Here is a 20,444-nt window from a genome sequence, read left to right on the forward strand (position 1 = left end):
TCAACCAGGGGCATGTCGCCACGCTTGAGGATATCGACATCAAGCTCCAGTACGACTTCTACTACATCAAGTACTTCTCGTTCTGGCTCGACGTGCTGATCGTGATGCGCACGATCCACACGGTCGTTACCGGCTTCGGTTCGAAATAGTTCAGCCGACCAGCCGGGCGACCGTTGCGTCCAGCGATTCCTGCCACCTGGGAGCCGCGTGGCCGAAGGTGTCCGCAAACTTCGCGCTGTCGAGCCGCGAGTTGGCAGGGCGCTGTGCCTTGGTCGGGTAATCGGACGAGGGGATACCTGTCACCTCGCAGGTCGGGCCGCCGCGCTTCCTGCTCGAATCGAAGATGGCGCGGGCGAAATCGGCCCAGTTCGTCGATCCGGTGCCCGCGAAGTGGTACACGGCATTCGTCCCATGACCGGGCGCATCCTGCCAGCGGTCTGCCACCGCGAGCAGCGCATCGGCAATGTCCAGCGCGCTGGTCGGGTTGCCATACTGGTCTTTCACGACGTTCAGTGCATCGCGGCTTTCGGCAAGGCGCAGCATGGTCTTGACGAAATTGTTGCCGAACGGGCTGTAGACCCATGCGGTGCGCAGGATGGCATGGGCCCCACCCGAGGCTGCCAGCGCTTGCTCGCCCGCCAGCTTGGTCCGGCCGTAAACCCCGATGGGACCGGTCGGGTCTTCCTCGCGCCAAGCATGCTCGCCGCTGCCGTCGAACACGTAATCGGTCGAGAGGTGCACCACGGGGGCGCCGACAGAAGCGGCAGCGCGTCCGATATGACCGGGCGCCTCGCCATTGATCGCCATGGCCAGCTCCGGCTCGTCCTCAGCCTGGTCGACGGCGGTGTAGGCGGCGGCGGAGATGACCAGATCGGGCCGGGCGTTCTCGATCGTGCGGGCGATGCTGCCTGCGTCCGCGAGGTCGAAATCGGGGCGCGCGGCGAAGACCAGTTCATGTGCGCTACCGCGCTCTGCCAGCGATCGGGCGACTTGCCCCTCGCGACCGGTGACCAAGATCTTCACTTCGTGCCGCCGAGCCGTTCGCCGCCATACTTGCCCGAGCGGATCGGGCCCCACCACCACTCGTTGTCGAGATACCAGTCGATGGTCTGGGCGAGGCCGCTCTCGAAGGTCTCTTGCGGGCTCCAGCCCAGCTCCCGCTCGATCTTGCTGGCATCGATGGCGTAGCGGCGGTCGTGGCCCGGGCGGTCGGTGACGAAGGTGATCAGCTCGCGGCGCGATTTGCCCCCGTCCAGGGGCCGGCGCTCATCCAGCGCATCGCAGATCGCCTCGACCACCTGCAGGTTCGTGCGTTCCTGGTTGCCGCCGATATTGTAGCTTTCGCCAAGCTCGCCGCGCGTCAGCACGGTGATCAGCGCGCGGGCGTGATCTTCGACATAGAGCCAGTCGCGCACGTTCTCGCCCGTGCCGTAGACCGGCAGCTGCTTGCCCTCGAGCGCGTTGAGGATGACGAGCGGGATCAGCTTTTCGGGGAAGTGATAGGGCCCGTAATTGTTCGAACAATTGGAGAGCACCACTGGCAGGCCGTAGGTTTCGTGCCAGGCGCGCACGAAATGGTCGCTCGCCGCCTTGGATGCCGAATAGGGCGAGGACGGCGCGTAGGGCGTTTCCTCGGTGAACAGCGTATCGTCGAAATCGAGATCGCCGAACACCTCGTCGGTCGAGATGTGGTGGAAGCGGAAATTGTCTTTCTTCGCGCCTTCCAGCCCGCGCCAGTATTCGAGCGCGGCGTCGAGCAGGCGGAAGGTGCCCACCACATTGGTTTCGACGAAGGCGCCCGGCCCGTCGATCGAGCGATCCACATGGCTTTCGGCCGCCAAGTGCATGATCCCGTCGACCTGCTCTTCGCGCAGCAGGTTCAGCACCAGCTCGCTATCGAGGATATCGCCTTCGACCAGCCGGTGGTTGGTGGCGTTTGCGATCACCTTCAGGCTTTCGGGATTGCCCGCATAGGTAAGCTTGTCGAGATTGATCACGCGCTTGCCGTCGCGCACCAGCTGGCGCACCACCGCCGAGCCGATGAAGCCCGCACCGCCGGTGACGAGGATCGTGTCCATAGGGCTCAGCCTTCGTAAGTGAACGGGGTGTCGAAATCCGCGAAGAGCGGCGCTTCGAGGTCTTTTTCCGACAGGGTGGGCTCCGCGCCCACATCGGGCCAGTGGATCCCCAGCGCGGGGTCGTTCCAGCGGATCGCGCCCTCGTGTTCTTTCGAATAGGGGCCGCTGACCTTGTAGAGCACCTCCGTATCGGGCTCCAGCGTCATGAAGCAATGCGCGAAGCCGACGGGCACCAGCAGCTGGTTCCACTTTTCCGCCGACAGCGTCACGCCGACATGCTGGCCGTAAGTGGGCGAGCCCTTCCGGATATCCAGTGCGACATCGTAGACCGCGCCGCGCAGCACGCGCACCAGCTTGTCCTGCGCCACCGGCGGGGCCTGGAAGTGCAGACCGCGCACCGTGCCGACCGGGGCGGAGAGCGACTGGTTGTCCTGGATCCAGTCGATCCGGATGCCTTCCGCCTCGAACGCAGACTGCTTGAAGACTTCGGAGAAGAAGCCGCGATTATCGCCGTATTTGGGCGGCGTCACCTCGATCACGTCGGGGATCGCGTGGCGGACGAACTGGGTCATGCGGGCAGGTCCACCAGCTTCTTGAGGTATGCGCCGTAGCCGGTCTTGCCCATCATCGCCGCGCGTTCGAGCAGGGCGTCGGCAGAGAGCCAGCCCTGGCGGAAAGCGACTTCCTCTGGGCAGGCGATCTTGATGCCGGTGCGATGCTCGATCGTGCGTACGAAGCTGGAGGCTTCGTGCAGGCTCTCGTGCGTGCCCGTGTCGAGCCAGGCATAGCCGCGGCCGAGCCGGGTTATGTGGAGGTCTCCGCGATCCATGTAGGCGCGGTTGACGTCGGTGATCTCCAGCTCGCCGCGCGCGCTGGGCCGTACGTTCCTGGCGATGTCGACGACGTCGCTGTCGTAGAAATACAGCCCCGTCACCGCCCAGTTGGATTTGGGCTGGGCGGGCTTTTCCTCGATGCTGGTCGCCCGGCCGGTTTCGGGATCGAAAGCGGCAACGCCATACCTTTCAGGATCGTCGACATGGTAGGCGAAGACATTGGCACCGCCCGCTGCCGCTTCGGCAGCGGCGGTGCGGCACTTCTCGCCCATTTTCTCGCCGTGGTAGATATTGTCGCCCAGGATCAGCGCGCTGGGCCCGCCGGAGACGAAATCGGCCCCGATGATGAAGGCTTCCGCCAGACCGTTGGGCTCAGGCTGCACCGCATAGCTCAGATCGATCCCGAAGGCAGATCCATCACCCAGCAGGTTCTCGAACATGGGCAGGTCGCGCGGGGTGGAGATGATCAGGATCTCGCGGATACCCGCCAGCATCAGCACGCTGAGCGGGTAGTAGATCATCGGCTTGTCGAAGACGGGAAGCAGCTGCTTCGAGAGCGCCATGGTGGCCGGATAGAGCCGCGTGCCGCTGCCACCGGCAAGGATGATGCCTTTCACGAAAAACGTGCCCCCGGTAATCCTGCAGGAAATCGCCTGCCGCGCGCACGTAGCGCCCGCGCCCCTGCGAGTCACCCCTGCTCGGGTCTCGCAGGGTGCCCTTCACCCCAAGGCGATATCGGGCGCGTCTTCCTGCTTCATGCCCACGACGTGGTAACCCGCATCGACATGATGGACTTCGCCCGTCACCCCGGCGGACAGGTCCGACAGGAAGTAGAGCCCCGATCCGCCGACATCGTCGATCGTCACGTTGCGGCGCAGCGGCGAATTCAGCTCGTTCCACTTCAGGATGTAGCGGAAATCGCCGATCCCGCTGGCGGCAAGCGTCTTGATCGGCCCCGCGCTGATCGCGTTGACGCGGATGTTGTCCGGCCCGAGGTCATTGGCGAGGTATTGCACACTGGTTTCCAGTGCGGCCTTGGCAACGCCCATCACGTTGTAATGCGGGATGACCTTTTCCGCGCCGTAATAGGTCAGCGTCAGGATCGAGCCGCCTCCCGACCCGTCCTCTGCCTTGGGCGGCATCATCGCGGCCGCGCGCTTGGCCACCGCGACGAGGCTGTAGGCCGAGATGTTCATCGTCATCAGGAAGTTGTCGAGGCTGGTGTCGACATACTTGCCGCGCAGCTCGCTCTTGTCCGAAAAGCCGATCGCATGGACCACGAAATCGAGCTGGTCCCAGTGGCCCTTGAGCGTCTCGAACGCGGCGTCGAGATTGTCCATGTCGCTGACATCGCAGGGGATCAGGATGTCCGAGCCCAGCTGTTCGGCCAGCGGGCGCACGCGCTTCTCCAGCGCCTCGCCCTGATAGGTGAAGGCGAGCTGCGCGCCGTGTTCGGCCAGCTTTTTCGAAATGCCCCAGGCCAGCGACTTGTCGTTCGCGAGCCCCATGATGAGGCCGCGTTTGCCTTGCATGAGTGAGGTCACGGTTCCTTCCTTTCATATGCCAGCGCTTCGGGCGCGATCCGGGGTTCGCCGCCACTCATCCGCGAGAGGCGTTCTTCCTCGGGCGTCTCGGCGAGTGCGGCGTTGAGCTGGGCCCCGATAACGAGCCCCAGCCCGACGAGCCAGAAAAACAGCAGCGTGATGATGATCCCGGCCAGCGATCCGTAAGTGAGGTTGTAGGCGAAGAAGCTGCGCAGGACCGGCGGCAGGGCGACCGTCACACCCACCCACCAAAGCGTGGTCGCCACCGCGCCCGGCCACTTCGGATAGCGCTTCTGGCGATAGGGGCTGGGCGTGAGGATATAGAACAGGGCGTAGATCGATCCGAACAGCCCGAAACCCGGGACGAAGCGCGCCAGCGCCAGCTGACCAAGCGCATCGCTCAGCAAGGGGAAATAGGCCTCGATCACCTGCTGTGCGGCACCGATCATGACCTGCGCGATCAGCGAGAGCATCAGCAGAACCACCGCGCCGATAATCATCCCGGTGGACGCGAGGCGGTACAGCCAGAAGGCCTGCGTGGCTTCGGTCCCGTAGGCGCGCCGCAGCAGGTCGCGGATCGTCTCGATCAGGCTGCCCACGGTCCAGAGACCCACCGCGCCCCCGACCCACAGCAGCCAGCCCTGGCGCGAATCGATCACGCTGCGCGCGACCGGTTCGATCACGTCGGCGACCACCGGCGGCATGGCCAGCAGGATGGCGTTGATGCTGGCGGCGCGCTCTCCTTCTTCGCCGACGGCGGCGAAGATCGCGGCGCCGGTGATGAAGAAGGGAAAGATCGCCAGCATCGACATGTAGGCAAGGTTGCCCGCGTAGAGAAAGCCGACATTGAAGGTGCCATTCACCACCCGGCGGATGACCTCGATGGATCGCCAGTGCCGCTGTTGCGGCACCGCGATACCACGGCGCAGGGTAACGGCCTCGCGCCGCCGGTCTTCGGGTGTGAGCGAATGGATCTGCCGCGCCTCGGGGTCTGGCAGCGCCTGCTTCAGGCGGGGAATGAGCCGCCGCATGCCGGGTTCAGGCGCCGATATCGGCGCGCGGGTCACTTTCGTCGGACCAGCCCTCGAGCGCTTCCGCCAGCGGGCCGACATCATCCGGCAACACGATCTGCACGGTGACCAGCTGATCTCCGCGCCCGCCGCTCTTCCTGGAAAAACCCTTTCCGGACAGGCGCATGGTGGTGCCGCCCGATGTGCCGGGCTTGATGGTGAGCATCACTGCCCCGTCGACCGTCGGCACCCGGACCTTACCGCCACGCACCGCCTCGGACAGCGTGATCGGCAGGTCCAGACGGACATTGTCGCCATCGCGCTCGAAATGGGGGTGGCGTTCGATTTCGACCGTCACCAGCGCGTCGCCCGCCCCGGCAGGGCCGGGCTCCCCTTTGCCGCGCAGCCGCATCTGCGTGCCGCTCTCGACACCGGCGGGCAGCTTGAGGTCGATCGTCTTGCCATCCTGCAGGGTGATGCGCTGCGGCGCGAGGCGCGCTGCGTCCACGAAGGGCACGCGCAGGCGATAGGCCATGTCCGCGCCCTTGCGCGGGGGTGGGGCGCTGCGCCCGAAGCCGCCACGTCCACCCGTCGGCCCTGCACGGCTTCCGCCGAACAGCCCTTCGAACAGATCGCCCAGATCGACTTCCTCGGCACCGCCGAAACCGCGGAAATCCTGCGAGGAATAGCCACCACCGGCGCCCGGCCGGCCGCCGAAGCCACCTGCCCCCGCGCCTGCCCCCGCGAAGGGGTTGGTCGGATTGCCTTCGAGATCGATCTCGCCCCGGTCGTAGCGTGCGCGCTGTTCCTTGTCGGACAGCAGATCGTAGGCCTTGGTGATGTCGGAAAAGCGCTCGGCCGCGTTCGGATTGTCCTTGTTGCGGTCCGGATGGAGCTCCTTGGCGAGCTTGCGATAGGCGCTCTTGACCTCCTGCTCGGACGCCGAGCGACCAATTCCGAGAATGTCGTAAGGGTCCGCCATGCCCCGTTAGCTAGATTTCGCATCGCCCCCGCGCAAGCCGCTTCGCAAAATGAAGGGCTTGCTGGTCACATCTGGCGATGCGCACTATCCGGTTGCGCAAGGGGCGGGGAAAGAACGCCGTGGCGCGATTGTGCGGGGCTGCAGGGGGTGCTGAGCACCGGGTATGAGGATTCTTGTCGACATCGTTCACCCGGCAGACGTGCTGTTTTTCCGCCATCCGCTGGCGCAGCTGCTGGCCCAGGGGGCCGAGGTCCGCGTCGCTTCGCGCGAAAAGGATGTCGCGTGCGCGCTGCTCGACGAGTTCGGCCTGCCGCACGAGGTCGCCTCGAAGGCGGGGAAGGGCACCTTCGGCCTCGCGCGCGAGCTGGTGGTCCGCGATGCCGCGATCTGGCGCATGGCACGCCGGTTCAGGCCGGATGTGATGGTCGGCTTTGGCGGGGTGGCGATCGCGCATGTCGGCAAGCTCACCGGCATCCCCTCGGTCAGCTTCTACGCGGCGGATACGGCAAGCCTGCAGACCCGGCTGACCTGGCCCTTCATCACGCGGCTCTATGTGCCCGAGCCCTATGCAGGCCCGGTGCCGGAGGGGCGCACCACACGCTTTCCGGGGGTGAAGGAGCTGTCCTACTTCCATCCCGAGAATTTCGTGGCCGATCCCGATATCGCGCGGCGCAACGGCTGGATCGAGGGAGAGGAGAACTTCTTCCTGCGCACGGTCGGCTGGGGAGCCAATCACGATCTGGGCAAGTCGGGCTGGTTGGACGAGGATCTGAGCGCGCTGGTCAAAAAGCTCTCGGCCCGCGGCAACGTGCTCATCTCGAGCGAGCGGGCGTTGCCGTCTCATCTCGACCGGTATCTCTATCGGGGGGAGCGCAGCGCGCTGCATCATGTGATGGCGCAGTGCCGTCTCTACGCGGGCGAAAGCGCGACCATGGCGCACGAGGCGGCGTTTCTGGGCTTGCCCGCGATATACGACGGAGCCGACCATCCCGGCACGACGCGCGAACTGGCGGCACACGGAATGCTGGCGGCGCTGCGGCAACCCGGCCTTGAGCGGTTGACGCACACGGTAGAGGAAATGCTGACAGAGGATCGCCGCGCGCAAGTGCTGGCCGCGCGCGATGCCTACCTTGCGGAACGCCCCAATCTGGCAGGCTACATCGCGGATGCCATACGCGACGCGGCCCTTCGTCAGACCTGATCAGCCGCGCGCGATGTCTTCCACCAGCGCGACCCGCGCATTTGATGCGACCGACAGGGCCTGCGTGCCCTTCGCCAGCACGCAGGTGCCCACCGCCAGTGGCGCGCCGCCCAGCGACACGCCCTCGGCGAGTGGCAGCAGCAGCACATCGCCCGCGAACCGGCCTTCGGGTATGGTCGCGGCGCCGCTCAGGGTGGCAACCCGGAAGAAGGGCCCCTCGATCAGTTCCTCGTAGCCCGCGCCCCGAGCCTGCGTGTGCAGCGCCGCATCATAGGCGCCGCGCGTGGCCACCCTGAGACCATCCTCCAGATGCAGCTCGCGCGGACGGCCGTAATCGTAGAGCCGATAGGTGATGTCGCTGTTCTGCTGCACTTCGAGCAGGCTGATGCCTGGCCCGATCGCGTGGATCGTGCCCGCCGGGATGGAGAAGAAGTCCCCCCGCGCCACCTCGATCCGGCCCAGATGATCCTCGATCGAGCCGTCGAGCGCGGCGGCGCGCAGAGCGTCCACGTCCATCTCGCGTTTCAGGCCGACCGCGATGGTCGCGCCGGGCTCCGCGTCGAGGATGTACCAGCACTCGTTCTTGCCGCGCCGGCCCTTCGGTGCCTGGGCATCGTCCGGGTGCACCTGCACGCTCAGCGCGGCATCGGTGAAGATGAACTTGACCAGCAGCCCGGCGACTTCGGGCGGCGGATCGAACCAGATTTCGCCCAGCGGTTCCTCGCCCGGGTTCTCGAAAGGGGGTGGCGGCTCCGTCCGGCCCCAGACCTTGTGGACGAGGTGGACCGGAAGCTGCCTCACTGGCGCGAGGCTCCGTCGAGCTTGCCGACGGACTGCGCGCCGCGGGCATTGGTGACGAGAATATCATCGCCATCGACCACCACGATCACGTCCTCCATCCCGACGACGCAGACACGCGGGCCGTCGCTGTCGACCATCACGTTCGTGCAATCGCGCAGCTCGTGCTCGCCGGTCGATTCGCCTCCGCGCGCTTCGCGCAGGGCGTCCCAGTTGCCGATGTCCGACCAGCCCATGGATACCGGCACCATCGCGGCTTTCCGGGTGTTCTCCATCACCGCGTAATCGACCGAATCGCCTTCGATCCGCGCAAAAGGCGCCTCGGCAGGTCGGAAGACCGCCCCGTCCGCCTCGCCCTGCGCGATCGCCTCTTCGCACAGCCGCGCCATTTCGGGCCGGTGGGTGGCGAGGTCTTCCAGAAAGCGTTCGCGCCCGAAGGCGAAGATGCCGCCGTTCCAGCTGTAGCGCCCGTCGGCGAGGAATTTCTGCGCGGTTTCCAGGTCGGGCTTCTCGACAAAGGCTTCCAGCGCGTAACCGCCGGGCAGTTCCTCTCCGCGCAGCAGGTAGCCATAGCCGGTATGCGGGCTCACCGCCTCGATCCCGAAGCTGACCAGATGGCCGTCCTGCGCAAGCCGGGCAGCAGCCTCCGCCGCCGCGCGAAAGGCGGCTTCATCGGCAATATGGTGATCGCTGGGGCAGACCAGCAGCACGCTGCCTTCGGGCGCGCGGTGCGCGGCCAGCGCAATGGCGGGCGCGGTGTTGCGGCCGGTGGGCTCCGCAATGATCGACAATTCGCCGCCACCCTGTTCGCGTACCAGCGGGACATGCGCCTCGCCTGCGACCACGATGGGCGGCGCGAAAGTGCCCCGCTCTCCCACACGGTCCAGCGCCTGCTGGAACAAGGTGCGCTCCCCCAGCAGCGGCAGGAAAGGCTTGGGCTTCGCGCGCCGGCTGCGCGGCCACAGGCGCGTGCCGCCCCCGCCGCACAGGATCACCGGCTGTATGCCCTTCGTCGTCATCCCCTTCATGCGGACCGGCTCTAGCGAGCAAGGGTTGCAAAATGAATGCCCTAATTGCCGGGTGGCGGGCGCGGGGCTAGAAGACGGGGCATGAGCGAAAGCGAACCAATGCCCGCCACCAGCGCCCTTCCGCAAAGCGATCCGCTGGGTCTTTTCGATCGCTGGATGGCGGAGGCGCGGGCGAGCGAACCCAATGATTCCAACGCTATGGCGCTGGCCACCGCCACGCCCGACGGGCGGCCGTCGGTCCGCATGGTGCTGCTGAAGGGGCACGGCCCGGACGGGTTTACCTTCTATACCAATGCAGACAGCCGCAAGGGCGAGCAGATTCGCGCCAATGCCCATGCCGCGCTGCTGTTTCACTGGAAGAGCCTGCGGCGGCAGATCCGCATCGAAGGGCCGCTGAGTCAGGTGGCGGATGACGTGGCCGACGAATATTTTCATTCGCGCGCGCGCGCCTCGCAGCTGGGTGCCGTCGCGTCGGACCAGTCGCGTCCGCTCGATGACCGCGCCACTTTCGTGGAGCGCTACCGCGCGGCCGAGGAGCGGTTCGAGGGCGGCGAGGTGGAGCGCCCGGGATACTGGACCGGCTTCACCCTTTCGCCCGAACGGATCGAATTCTGGCTCAACCGGGAAAACCGCCTGCACGACAGGCGGCTGTTCACGCGCGATCCGGGCGGCGACGGGTGGACCAGCACGTTGCTCTATCCATGAGGAGCGGCGCAGCGAGCGACAGGGCGATTCTCGGGCGCAGCGCCGCGTTTGCCTCCATCGTCACGGCGCTGTTTCTCGTCGGGCTGAAGCTGTGGGCGGTGTGGCAGACCGAGTCGATGGCGCTGCTGGGTTCGCTGGCGGACAGCGCGCTCGATCTGATCGCCAGCCTTGCAACATTGACCGGCGTCATCATCGCCGCGCGGCCTGCGGATCGCACGCACCGTTTCGGGCATGGCAAGGCAGAGGCGCTCGCGGCGATCTTCCAGGTGATGCTCATCGCGCTGTCGGCAGCGGGGATCGCCATGCAGTCCGCCGAAGCGCTGGCGGAGGGGCAGCGTGTCGCCGCGGCGCAGGAAGGCATCGTGGTCAGTATGATCGCGATCCTCGCCACCTTCGCGCTGCTGGCCTACCAGCGCTTCGTCATCGCCCGCACCGGATCGCTCGCCATCTCGACCGATCATCTGCACTACCAGTCCGACCTGCTGCTCAATCTGGCGGTGATCGCGGCGCTGGTGCTGGATCGCTATGTCGGGCTGGCGGGGGCGGACCCGCTGTTCGGCCTGGGGATTGCCGGCTGGCTGCTGTGGGGCGCATGGCGGGCGGGCAGCGAGGCCATCGATCACCTGATGGATCGCGAGTGGCCGGAGGAAAAGCGCCGCCGCTTCGTCGCGGTCGCCGCGCGTCATCCGGAACTCTCCCGCCTGCACGATCTGCGCACGCGTACCAGCGGCGGGATCGACTTCGTGCAATTCCATGTGGACCTTCCCGGCGATTACACCGTTGAGCAGGCGCACGACATCATCGAGCGGGTGGAGAAAGACCTTCACGCGGAGTTTCCCGATGCGGAAGTGCTGATCCACATCGACCCCGAAGGTCATGTGGACGAGCCCAGGAACACGCTGGTCGAGGAAGACCAGTTCAGCAGGTTTGGAGAACGACGCATGACCGGCCCCCACGACGAGACCCCGACATGAGCGCGCTGCCCTACTGGCATGTCGATGCTTTCGCCGATCGTCCCTTCACCGGCAATCAGGCCGCGGTGATGCCCCTCACCTTGTGGCTGCCCGACAAGACGCTGCAGGCAATCGCGGAGGAGAACAGCTTCGCCGAAACCGCCTTCGTGGTGCGCGATGCCAATGGGTCCGCCGACTGGGAGCTGCGCTGGTTCACGCCGACCAGCGAGGTCGCGCTGTGTGGCCACGCGACGCTGGCGGCGGGGCATGTGCTGCTGAAGCGGGACGGCGGCGACGCCGTGACCTTCCGCACCCGCAAGGCTGGCATTCTGGAGGTGCGCGCGATGGAGCAGGGCTACGAACTGGCCCTTCCGATCACGCGGGTGGAGGAAAACCAGCTCCCTTCGCTGCTGAGTGCGCTGCACGTGAAGGCGCCGCTGTTCGAATCGGTGAGCGGGGCGGAGGACACCACCATCGTCCTGCTGGAAGACGAGGCTGCGGTGCGCAATCTCCAGCCCGACATGCAGGCGCTCGGGAAGATCGATCGCATGGTCATCTGTACCGCGCCGGGCGAGGATTACGACATTGTCAGCCGCGTGTTCGTGCCCGCCTGGGGCGTGCCCGAAGACAGCGTGACGGGCTCTGCCCATGCTGCGCTCGCGCCCTTCTGGGCCGAGAAGCTGGGGAGGGACACGATCAGCGCGTATCAGGCCTCCGGGCGGGGCGGCATCCTGCAATGCCGGATGGATGGAGAGCGCGTGTGGCTGGGCGGCCCCTGCGTGACGGTGGTCGAAGGGCTGTTCCACCTGCCCGAATAGCGCCTATTGCGCCGGATACAGCTCGATCAGGTCATTGATCTGACGCAACAGGGCGCGTCGTTCCTCGGCGTCGGAATGGCCCAGCCGCACGATGGTGAGGCGCTGCTGCGGGGAGACCACGATGTACTGGCCCATGTGGCCGATGGCGGCGAAAATCCCGGCGGGCTGATCGATCGGATAGAGCGAGTTCTGCGGGTCGGAGGCCTGCGTGTTGAGCCAGGTCTGCCCGCCGTAGAAGGGGGCGGGCGGGCTCGGCTCCAGCATGAACTCGATCCACTGGCGCGGGACCAGCTGCGTGCCGCGGTAGCTGCCGCGGTTGCGCAGGAATTCGCCGAACCGGGCCCAGTCGCGCGCCGTTGCATGGATGGTGCTGCCGCCGATCAGCGTGCCCGAAGCGTCGTATTCAGGGACCATGGAATCCATGCCCAGCGGCTCGAAAAGCCGTGTGCGCAGATAGGTGTCCACCGCAGTGCGGCGTTCCTCGGGATCGTCGCTTCCCTCGCTCAGCACATCGGCCGCGATATCGGCGAGGATTACGGTGGTGTTGCTCGAATATTCGAATTTCTCGCCCGGCTCCGCCTCCAGCGGCTGGGCCTTGGCGAACTCCGCCATGTCGTCGCGCTGGTCGAGGAACAGCATCCGTACCTCGCTCGATTCGTAGGGCGGATCGCCGGCTTCGGTATGATCGAGCCCGGAACGCATCTGCAGCAGGTGGCGCAAGGTAATGTCGGCGCGCGCATCGCCGGGCCGCTGCCAGAGCTCCACCGGGGCGGGTGCGTCCAGCTCCAGCGCGCCGTCCGCGATCAGCATGCCGATCATCACTGCGGTGACCGTCTTGGCCATGGACCAGCTGATGAAGCGCGTGTCGGCGTCGTATTCGGGCCCGTAGCGTTCGGCCACGATCTCGCCTTCGTGCAGCACCAGCGCCGCGCGCGTTTCGCCAAGCGCCTGATCGCTTTCGAACAGGTCGCCGAATTCCATCGCCAGCCGCTGTCTGCCCACGCCCGGTGCTTCGGCCACGGCGGCCAGCTCTACCTCGCTGGGCCCCGGATCGGCCTCGTCGCTGCCGCTGCATCCGGCGAGGGCAATGGCGAGGCACACAGGGCTTGCAAGCAGATGGTGGCGGCGCGAGAACATGGGCTCAGCAATTCGCACGAGAGAAGCCCGCTTGGCAACGACCGAAACCATCCCACGCGCGCCCGCCCGAAAGCGGCTCTGGCCGCGCATCCTCCTTGTCCTCCTGCTGGTTCTGGCGAGCATTGCGGCGATCGCCTGGTTCGCCAACCGCACCGCGATCAACGGCTATGCGGTGACGGGCGCATCCTACGCCGCGCGGGTGGGCTGCGCGTGCCGCTATATCGGCGGGCGCTCGATCGGAGACTGCGCGAAGGACAAGGTAGCAGGCATGGAAATGGTCAGCCTGTCCGAAGATCCTTCGAGCAAGAGCGTGACCGCCAGTTTCCCGCTGGTGGCCAGCCAGACGGCCACCTATCGCGAAGGCTACGGCTGCGTGCTGGAGGAGTGGGAGGACTGAACCTTCAGGCGGCAGGCGTGGTCTGCTCTATCCAGCCGCCGCCAACGACCCGTTCGCCCGCATAGATTACCGCTGCCTGCCCCGGCGCGACGCCGAATTCGGGCTGTTCGAACGCGATGGTGACGCCCGCGCCCTCGCCCAGCGATCCCTTGAGGCGAATGGGCACCGGCTTGGCGAGCGAGCGTACCTTTGCCGTCAGCGGCACGCCCGATTCGGGTGGCGGCAGCGGGCCTATGCGGTTCGTATCGACCAGCTGCGCACTGGCGGTGGCCAGCATGGCCTTGGGGCCGACGCGCACCTGGGCCGTATCGGCATCGAGTTCGACGACGTAGAGCGGTTCGGGCTGGCCGCCGATGTCCAGCCCGCGCCGCTGGCCCACGGTAAAGTGGATCACGCCGGCATGCTCGCCCAGCGTCTCCCCCGTCTGTGCGTGGACGATGGCTCCCGGCGTCGCGCCTTCGGGCCGCAAGCTCTTGACGATCTTGGCATAATTGCCGTCGGGCACGAAGCAGATATCCTGGCTGTCGGGCTTGGCCGCATTGCGCAGCCCCGCATCCTCCGCCAGCTCGCGCACCCGCGTTTTGGGCATCCCGCCCAGAGGATAGCGCAGGAAATCGAGCTGCTCCTGCGTGGTGGCGAAAAGGAAGTAGGACTGGTCGCGGCTGGCGTCCTGCGCCCGGTGCAGTTCCGGTCCAACGGCGCCCATCACGCGCTTCACGTAATGCCCGGTCGCCAGGCAATCCGCCCCCAGTTCCTTCGCCATGGCCAGCAGGTCGGTGAACTTGGGACCCACGTTGCAGCGGATGCAGGGGACGGGTGTGCGGCCCGCGAGGTAATCGTCGGCGAACTGTTCGACCACCGATTCGCGAAACGCGCTTTCGTGATCGAACACGTAGTGCGCGATGCCCAGCCGGTCGGCCACGGCGCGCGCATCTGCGATGTCGTCGCCCGCGCAGCAGGCACCCTTGCGCCCCGTTGCCGCGCCGTAATCGTAAAGCTGCAGCGTGATGCCGACCACGTCCGCCCCGGTCTTCGCAGCCAGGGCGGCGACCACCGAACTGTCGACCCCGCCCGACATGGCGACGACGATGCGGCAATCCGCGGCTGGGCGCGGCAGATCGAACAGCGCTGCGGCTTCCCCGGCGCTCGTGAGATAGGTTGAATCGGCCATAAGTGCTCGGCCCGCCATATAGGTCGGCCCCGGGGTGAGGCAAGGAAACGGCGGATGGGGCCGAACGAAGGGTGCATTTACCCAATCTTGACCATCCCTGATCTAGAAGATTCGCCATGTTCGAAGGAGTTAACCGGATTGCGGCGCACGAAAATGCGCCGGGCAAAGATGGCCTGAGGCGGGTCGGCTGGGCGGAACTCGCCGCAGCCATCAACCTCTCGCGTGCCATGCGCCGGGGCGAAAATGGCCTTCTCGCCCGTGCCGGGCCCTCCTTCGGCCAGACCGCAGCAAAAGACGAACGCGGCATTAACCCTAGCTCTTTAGCGAGCCGCAAAGCGGACGGGGATAGCGGAGTGTTCAGCGCAGAGAATGCCCCCAGGCGCCACCGAGAGAACCGATGATCGAGAACCAGAAAATCAAACCCGACCACGTGATCGGCCCGCTTGGCGAGCCGCTGACGCTGGCCGACCTGCCTTCCCCGAAGACCAAGCGCTGGGTGATCCGGCGCAAGGCGGAGGTCGTCGCGGCGGTCAATGGTGGCCTGCTGACGATCGACGAGGTGCTCGAACGCTATGGCCTGACGCTGGAGGAGTTCGCATCCTGGCAACGCGCGGTCGATCGCTCGGGCATGCAGGGCCTGCGCGTAACCCGCATCCAGCACTACCGCGATCTTTACGAGCGCCAGCTCAAGTACTGAGCCTCGGCGCGCGCGGCCCGCATGCGTGCAATTCGTCGCAGGTCGGGAACCTGCCATCCCCCCGCTCCGTTGCAGACCCGTAGTTGACACGGGCGCAACAAAAACAGGAGTTGGGACATGCTGAGTTGGATTATCGCGATTATCGTAGGCGGCGTGGCAGGCTGGATTGCCAGCATGATCATGGGCCGCGATGCCTCGATGGGCATCTTCTGGAACATCATCGTCGGCCTGATCGGTTCGTTGATCGGCAACTGGGTCGGCAATGCTTTCTTCGGCGTGGGCGGCCCGATCGGCGAATTCAGCCTGACCGGCTTCATCGTGGCCATCGTCGGCGCGGTGATCCTGCTGGCGATCGCCAATCTGGTTCAGCGCGGACGCGTGCGCTAAGCATATCGGGTTAATGCATTGAGTTCGGGGCGGTGCACCAGTGGGTGCGCCGCCCTTTTTACGTGTGCGACGCTGCTCTTCCCGATCGCGCCCGCTTCCCCTTTGTCCGGCTCGCTGTGCTGTTGGTAGAGCGGGTGATTGCCTGTAGGATCGCGCCAGCGTAGGGCATTGAGGATTAAATGGCTCGCCCGCCTGCGTGCGGATGCGAGCCAATAACGCCTTTGCGAACGGACCAGCGAGAATGAATTTCCAGCCCTCGGCCGGCCGAGACGACAAGACCCGTCCCGCAGGAACCTCCTTCGGCACCGCTTCGGCCGGTACCGAAGATGCCGGTGGCGGCGGGCGCACGCGGCTTTACCTCATCATTGCACTGGGCGTCGTTCTTGCCCTGGTGGCGCTGTGGTTTTTCCTCAGTTCCACGAATGCGGCTCCGGAGAGCGCGGGCACCGAAGGCCAAGCCCCGCAGATCACCGTGATCCAGCCCGGCAGCGCGACGATCGAGGGTACGATCACCGCTACCGGCACGATCGGCGCGCGTCGCGCACTGCCCGTGGGGGTCGTGGGCGAGGGTGGCCGTGTGGTTTCCGTCAATGTCGAGCAAGGCCAGTGGGTACGCCAGGGCCAGGTGCTCGCTTCGATCGATCGCTCCGTCCAGAACCAGCAGGCGCGCGCGCAGGCGGCGCAGGTGCAGGTTGCGCGGGCCGACGCGGAACTGGCACAGAACAATCTCGACCGCGCGCTGCAGCTGGTGGAACGCGGGTTCGTGTCGACCGCCGATGTCGACCGGCTGACGGCAACGCGCGACGCCGCGCGCGCCCGGGTGGATGTGGCGCAGGCCCAGCTCGCCGAGCTGCGCGAGCGCACACAGCGGCTCAACATCGTCGCGCCCGCCTCGGGCCTGGTGCTGGAACGCAATATCGAACCCGGCCAGACCGTGGGCGCGGGCACGTCATCCGCATTCGTGATCGCGCAAGACGGCCAGATGGAACTGCGCGCGCGTGTCGGCGAGAACGAGCTGCAGCAGCTTTCCGTGGGCGTCGGTGCCGAAGTCTCGCCGGTCGGGGCGAGCGAGACCTACCAGGGGCAGATCTGGCAGATCGAGCCGACCGTGGACGAGCAGAGCCGGCAGGGTACTGCGCGCATCGCGCTTTCCTACGCGCCCGGCCTGCGTCCCGGCGGCTTCGCGACCGCGACCATCCGTAGCGGGACCACCGTGGCGCCGCTGCTTCCCGAAAGCGCCGTCCTCGCCGACGACGATGGCAGCTACGTCTATATTGTCGATGCCGACAACACCGTTCAGCGCCGCCCGGTCGAGACCGGTATGGTGACCTCGCGCGGGATCGCTATCCAGAGCGGCATTTCCGGCAGCGAGCGGATCGTGCTGCGGGCTGGCGGTTTCCTCAATCCCGGAGAGCGTGTGGACCCTGTCATGCGGGACGAGGAAGACTGACCGGTCATGGATTTCCGCAACATCTCCGCCTGGTCGATTCGCAATCCGGTCATACCGCTGGTGATCTTCACGGCCCTGCTGTTTGCGGGCGTGCTGAGCTTCCGGTCGATGGACGTGGTCAACAACCCGGACGTCGAATTCCCCGCGGTCAATGTCAGCATCTCGCAGCCCGGCGCCGCGCCGACCGAGATCGAGAACCAGATCACCCAGCTGGTCGAATCCGCTGTGCGCTCCATCAACGGCGTGAAGACGATCAACTCGACCGCTTCGGAGGGCAATTCGAGCACGTTCATCGAGTTCGAGATCGGCATCGATCCGGACGATGCCGTGTCCGAAGTGACCAATGCGATCGATACGGTGCGCGGTTCCCTGCCCGATGGCATCCTGGAACCCAGGGTCTCGAAACAGGAAGTGTCTGGCGGCTTCCTGGGAATCTATGCGGTCGAAGCCAATGACATGACGCTCGAACAGCTCAGCTGGTTCATCGACGATGTCGTCGCCAAACGGCTGCTGAGCGTGGAGGGCATGGCCGAGGTCAACCGCTTCGCCGGTGTCGATCGCGAGATCGAGGTCATCCTCGATCTGGAAAGGATCCAGGCCTATGGCGTGACCGCCAGCCAGCTCAACAATGTGCTGCGGCAGAACAACCTCAATGCCGCCGGCGGTGCGGCAGAGGTGGGCGGTACGCGTCAGTCCGTCCGCGTGCTGGGCAACAGCCAGGATGCCTATGCGCTGTCCCAGCAGCAGATCCAGCTGGGCGACGGTCGCACCGTGAAGCTGGCGGACGTCGCCACGGTGCGCGATGGCTATTCCGAACAGACCTCCATCAGCAAGGTTCAGGACAAGGAAGTCGTCAACTTCGCGATGTCGCGCGCCAAGGGTGCCTCGGACGTGTCGACCTTCCAGGGCGCACTGGCGGAAATCGAGAAAATCGAGGCCGAAAACCCCGGTGTGCGCTTCATCCAGCTGTCCGATTCGGTGAAATATACCGAGGAGCAGTACGAAAGCTCGATGGCGATGATGATCGAGGGCGCGCTGCTCGCGGTCGTCGTGGTGTTCTTCTTCCTGCGCGACTGGCGTGCGACCTTCATCGCTGCCGTCGCGATCCCGCTTTCCGCGATTCCCACCTTCTGGTTCATGGACCTGCTGGGGTTCAACCTGAACTCTTTGTCGCTGCTGGCGCTCGCACTGGTGGCAGGCGTGCTGGTCGACGATGCGATCGTTGAGATCGAGAACATCGTCAGACACATGCGAATGGGCAAGAATGCCTACCAGGCGTCGATCGACGCGGCGGACGAGATCGGCCTGCCGGTGGTCGCGACCAGTTTCTGCATCGTCGCGGTGTTCCTCCCCGTCGGCCTGATGCCGGGTATTTCCGGCCAGTTCTTCAAGAACTTCGGGATCACCGTGGTGATCGCGGTGCTCATGTCGCTGGCCGTTGCGCGCATGATCACGCCGATGCTGGCGGCCTATTTCCTCCAGTCCAAGGGACATGCGACCCATGGCGAAGGGCCGATGATGGATCGCTACATGGGCATCCTTCACTGGTCGCTGGAACGCGGCAAGATGCAACGTCGGCGCGAGGGAATCGAGCCGCCAAAGAAGCGGTTTGCCTACCTCCCGATGCTGCTCGTCACCGTCCTGTTGCTGATCGGTGCGACGGGTGCGGCGTTCTTCATCCTGAACGGCATGATCGGCAGCCTGGGCCTGGCGGACAAGGTCGGCGCGGCGGTTGCGTCTTCACCCGAATCCCTGGCCGGGCAGTTCTACAATCGTCTCGTGGGCGTCGTGCAGCTCATGGTGGTTGGCGTCCTTTCGTTCGGGGTCGGCTGGCTGTTGCTCAAGGGGCTGGGCCTGCTGAGCAGGGCCTTTGGCCGGCGCATGCATGAGGTCTGGCGCTATCTCGAAGCGCGCTTCTACGACCACCGCGTATGGATGCTGATGATCGGCTATTTCGCGCTGTTGCTGACGGTCCAGCTGTTCATGAGCGTGCCGGGCCAGTTCCAGCCCAACGTCGACAGCGACAACAGCCAGGTGCAGATCGAGATGGTGCCGGGCACCACGCTGGAAGACACCGAACAGGTGGCCGACCGCGTTGCCGCACTGCTGTACGAACAGCCTGAAGTCGAACGCGCGCTGGAACGCGTGCGGATGGGTAACGCGACGCTCTACGTCACCCTCAAGCCCGATCGCGAGCGCACCTCGATCCAGTTCGAACGCCAGCTTGCCCCCGAGCTTGCCAAGATCCCGGATGCCCGCGTGCGCTTCCAGTCGCAGCAAGGCGGTGGCGGGGGCAGCGGCCGCGACATCACCGTTATGCTGGCCGGATCGGACCCGGCCGTTCTGGAAGAAACCGCTTCAGAGCTGGTCGAACAGGTGCAGGGGCTCGATACGCTTGTCGCGCCCCGGATCGAGGCCGACCTCAACCGGCCCGAGCTGATTATCGAGCCGCGCCCCGACCTCGCAGCCGACCTCGGCGTGTCGACCGCGGCGCTCAGCCAGACGATCCGCATCGCCACGCTGGGCGAGATCGAACAGAACGCGGCCAAGTTCTCCCTCTCGGACCGGCAGATCCCGATCACGGTCAAGCTGCCCGAATCCTCGCGCGAGAGCCTGACCACGATCGAGAACCTGCCCGTGCCCACGCTGGGCGGCGGCACCGTGCCGCTTTCGCGGGTGGCCGACGTCAGCTTCGGTTCCGGCCCCACCGCGATCCAGCGCTACAACCAGAGCCGCCGCGTGCTGGTCGGCGCCGATCTTGCGGAGGGTGTCGTCAGCGGCACCGCGCGCGAACAGATCGACGCGCTTCCTGCGCTGCAGGACCTGCCGCAGGGCGTCACCCGCGATGCGGTGGGCGAGGAACAGTGGCAGCAGGAGCTTCAGGTGAGCCTGATGTATGCCGTCATCTCGGGCATCCTGCTCGTCTTCGCGGTGCTGGTCCTCCTCTACAAGCGGTTGATGAGCCCGCTGGTCAACATGACCAGCCTCGCGCTGGCGCCGCTGGGCGGTATCTTCCTCGTCTGGCTGGTCGGCCAGCCGCAATCCATGCCGGTCTATATCGGTGTGCTGCTGCTGCTGGGCATCGTCTCCAAGAACTCGATCCTGCTGATCGACTTCGCGATCGAGGCGATGGCCGAAGGGCGCGACAAGATGGACGCGATCCTCGATGCAGGCCACAAGCGCGCGCAGCCGATCGTTATGACCACTTTCGCCATGACGGCGGGCATGATCCCGACCGCGCTTTCGGGCATTCTT

21 protein-coding genes are annotated in these 20,444 nt (G+C 65.9%); 10 read left to right on the forward strand and 11 right to left on the reverse strand.

Annotated elements, in window-relative coordinates; all coding sequences use genetic code 11:
- Positions 1–38 precede the first annotated feature (38 nt).
- The gene (locus ADAD_RS17225; RefSeq protein ID WP_272941323.1) at positions 39–149 is read left to right on the forward strand and encodes a sugar transferase; all 111 of its coding nucleotides are present in this window, start codon (positions 39–41) and stop codon (positions 147–149) included.
- Position 150: 1 nt separating this feature from the next.
- On the opposite strand, the gene rfbD is transcribed toward ADAD_RS17225, so the two are convergent.
- The 7 genes from rfbD to ADAD_RS0109715 form a co-directional block, all read right to left on the reverse strand.
- On the reverse strand, positions 151–1,023 hold the full coding sequence (rfbD, locus tag ADAD_RS0109685; RefSeq protein ID WP_010413193.1) for a dTDP-4-dehydrorhamnose reductase: 873 nt from the start codon (positions 1,021–1,023) through the stop codon (positions 151–153).
- Positions 1,020–2,078 (reverse strand): dTDP-glucose 4,6-dehydratase, encoded by a 1,059-nt coding sequence (gene rfbB / locus ADAD_RS0109690; protein WP_010413195.1) that lies wholly within the window; start codon positions 2,076–2,078, stop codon positions 1,020–1,022. Before rfbB ends, rfbD begins: the two co-directional genes overlap by 4 nt.
- Positions 2,079–2,083: 5 nt before the next feature.
- The gene (gene rfbC, locus ADAD_RS0109695) at positions 2,084–2,650 is read right to left on the reverse strand and encodes a dTDP-4-dehydrorhamnose 3,5-epimerase (RefSeq protein ID WP_010413198.1); all 567 of its coding nucleotides are present in this window, start codon (positions 2,648–2,650) and stop codon (positions 2,084–2,086) included.
- Complete coding sequence (gene rfbA / locus ADAD_RS0109700; protein WP_010413200.1) at positions 2,647–3,528, reverse strand: glucose-1-phosphate thymidylyltransferase RfbA; 882 nt, start codon at positions 3,526–3,528, stop codon at positions 2,647–2,649. The genes rfbC and rfbA overlap by 4 nt, the downstream gene beginning before the upstream one ends.
- A 102-nt stretch (positions 3,529–3,630) precedes the next feature.
- Complete coding sequence (fabI, locus tag ADAD_RS0109705) at positions 3,631–4,455, reverse strand: enoyl-ACP reductase FabI (RefSeq protein WP_029140049.1); 825 nt, start codon at positions 4,453–4,455, stop codon at positions 3,631–3,633.
- Positions 4,452–5,486, reverse strand: coding sequence for a YihY/virulence factor BrkB family protein (locus ADAD_RS0109710; RefSeq protein ID WP_010413204.1), 1,035 nt, complete (start codon positions 5,484–5,486; stop codon positions 4,452–4,454). Before ADAD_RS0109710 ends, fabI begins: the two co-directional genes overlap by 4 nt.
- A gap of 7 nt (positions 5,487–5,493) precedes the next feature.
- Positions 5,494–6,447: a DnaJ C-terminal domain-containing protein gene (locus ADAD_RS0109715; RefSeq protein ID WP_010413206.1), complete on the reverse strand. Its 954-nt coding sequence runs from the start codon at positions 6,445–6,447 to the stop codon at positions 5,494–5,496.
- Positions 6,448–6,610: 163 nt separating this feature from the next.
- Here ADAD_RS0109715 and ADAD_RS0109720 point away from each other — a divergent pair, with 163 nt between their 5' ends.
- Positions 6,611–7,648, forward strand: coding sequence for a DUF354 domain-containing protein (locus ADAD_RS0109720; RefSeq protein ID WP_010413208.1), 1,038 nt, complete (start codon positions 6,611–6,613; stop codon positions 7,646–7,648).
- On the opposite strand, the gene ADAD_RS0109725 is transcribed toward ADAD_RS0109720, so the two are convergent.
- Both ADAD_RS0109725 and ADAD_RS0109730 read right to left on the reverse strand, forming a co-directional pair.
- A complete protein-coding gene (locus ADAD_RS0109725) occupies positions 7,649–8,449 on the reverse strand; it encodes a class I mannose-6-phosphate isomerase (RefSeq protein ID WP_010413210.1) in 801 nt (266 codons plus the stop codon). It lies immediately after the preceding gene.
- On the reverse strand, positions 8,446–9,474 hold the full coding sequence (locus tag ADAD_RS0109730; protein WP_010413212.1) for a mannose-1-phosphate guanylyltransferase: 1,029 nt from the start codon (positions 9,472–9,474) through the stop codon (positions 8,446–8,448). The genes ADAD_RS0109725 and ADAD_RS0109730 overlap by 4 nt, the downstream gene beginning before the upstream one ends.
- A gap of 81 nt (positions 9,475–9,555) precedes the next feature.
- Here ADAD_RS0109730 and pdxH point away from each other — a divergent pair, with 81 nt between their 5' ends.
- Genes pdxH through ADAD_RS0109745 form a run of 3 tightly spaced genes read left to right on the forward strand, consistent with a single transcriptional unit; the run spans position 9,556 to position 11,950 of the window.
- On the forward strand, positions 9,556–10,179 hold the full coding sequence (gene pdxH, locus ADAD_RS0109735; protein WP_010413215.1) for a pyridoxamine 5'-phosphate oxidase: 624 nt from the start codon (positions 9,556–9,558) through the stop codon (positions 10,177–10,179).
- Positions 10,176–11,153 (forward strand): cation diffusion facilitator family transporter, encoded by a 978-nt coding sequence (locus tag ADAD_RS15820; protein WP_010413218.1) that lies wholly within the window; start codon positions 10,176–10,178, stop codon positions 11,151–11,153. The genes pdxH and ADAD_RS15820 overlap by 4 nt, the downstream gene beginning before the upstream one ends.
- Complete coding sequence (locus ADAD_RS0109745; protein ID WP_010413220.1) at positions 11,150–11,950, forward strand: PhzF family phenazine biosynthesis protein; 801 nt, start codon at positions 11,150–11,152, stop codon at positions 11,948–11,950. The genes ADAD_RS15820 and ADAD_RS0109745 overlap by 4 nt, the downstream gene beginning before the upstream one ends.
- Before the next feature lie 3 nt (positions 11,951–11,953).
- On the opposite strand, the gene ADAD_RS0109750 is transcribed toward ADAD_RS0109745, so the two are convergent.
- A complete protein-coding gene (locus tag ADAD_RS0109750) occupies positions 11,954–13,087 on the reverse strand; it encodes a serine hydrolase domain-containing protein (RefSeq protein ID WP_010413222.1) in 1,134 nt (377 codons plus the stop codon).
- Between the two features lie 31 nt (positions 13,088–13,118).
- Here ADAD_RS0109750 and ADAD_RS0109755 point away from each other — a divergent pair, with 31 nt between their 5' ends.
- Positions 13,119–13,484, forward strand: coding sequence for a hypothetical protein (locus ADAD_RS0109755; protein ID WP_010413224.1), 366 nt, complete (start codon positions 13,119–13,121; stop codon positions 13,482–13,484).
- Positions 13,485–13,488: 4 nt separating this feature from the next.
- Here ADAD_RS0109755 and mnmA read toward each other — a convergent pair whose 3' ends face one another.
- On the reverse strand, positions 13,489–14,655 hold the full coding sequence (gene mnmA, locus ADAD_RS0109760) for a tRNA 2-thiouridine(34) synthase MnmA (protein ID WP_010413226.1): 1,167 nt from the start codon (positions 14,653–14,655) through the stop codon (positions 13,489–13,491).
- A gap of 397 nt (positions 14,656–15,052) precedes the next feature.
- Between mnmA and sciP the strand changes: the two genes are divergently transcribed.
- From sciP to ADAD_RS0109780, 4 genes are all read left to right on the forward strand, one after another.
- Positions 15,053–15,352, forward strand: coding sequence for a CtrA inhibitor SciP (gene sciP, locus ADAD_RS0109765; RefSeq protein ID WP_010413229.1), 300 nt, complete (start codon positions 15,053–15,055; stop codon positions 15,350–15,352).
- Between the two features lie 117 nt (positions 15,353–15,469).
- On the forward strand, positions 15,470–15,739 hold the full coding sequence (locus ADAD_RS0109770) for a GlsB/YeaQ/YmgE family stress response membrane protein (RefSeq protein WP_010413233.1): 270 nt from the start codon (positions 15,470–15,472) through the stop codon (positions 15,737–15,739).
- 241 nt (positions 15,740–15,980) lie between these two features.
- On the forward strand, positions 15,981–17,189 hold the full coding sequence (locus tag ADAD_RS0109775) for an efflux RND transporter periplasmic adaptor subunit (RefSeq protein WP_010413237.1): 1,209 nt from the start codon (positions 15,981–15,983) through the stop codon (positions 17,187–17,189).
- Positions 17,190–17,195: 6 nt separating this feature from the next.
- The coding region (locus tag ADAD_RS0109780) for an efflux RND transporter permease subunit (protein ID WP_010413239.1) at positions 17,196–20,444 on the forward strand (3,249 nt) is incomplete at its 3' end.

The sequence above is a fragment of the Citromicrobium sp. JLT1363 genome, assembly GCF_000186705.1.
Lineage (GTDB): Bacteria > Pseudomonadota > Alphaproteobacteria > Sphingomonadales > Sphingomonadaceae > Alteriqipengyuania.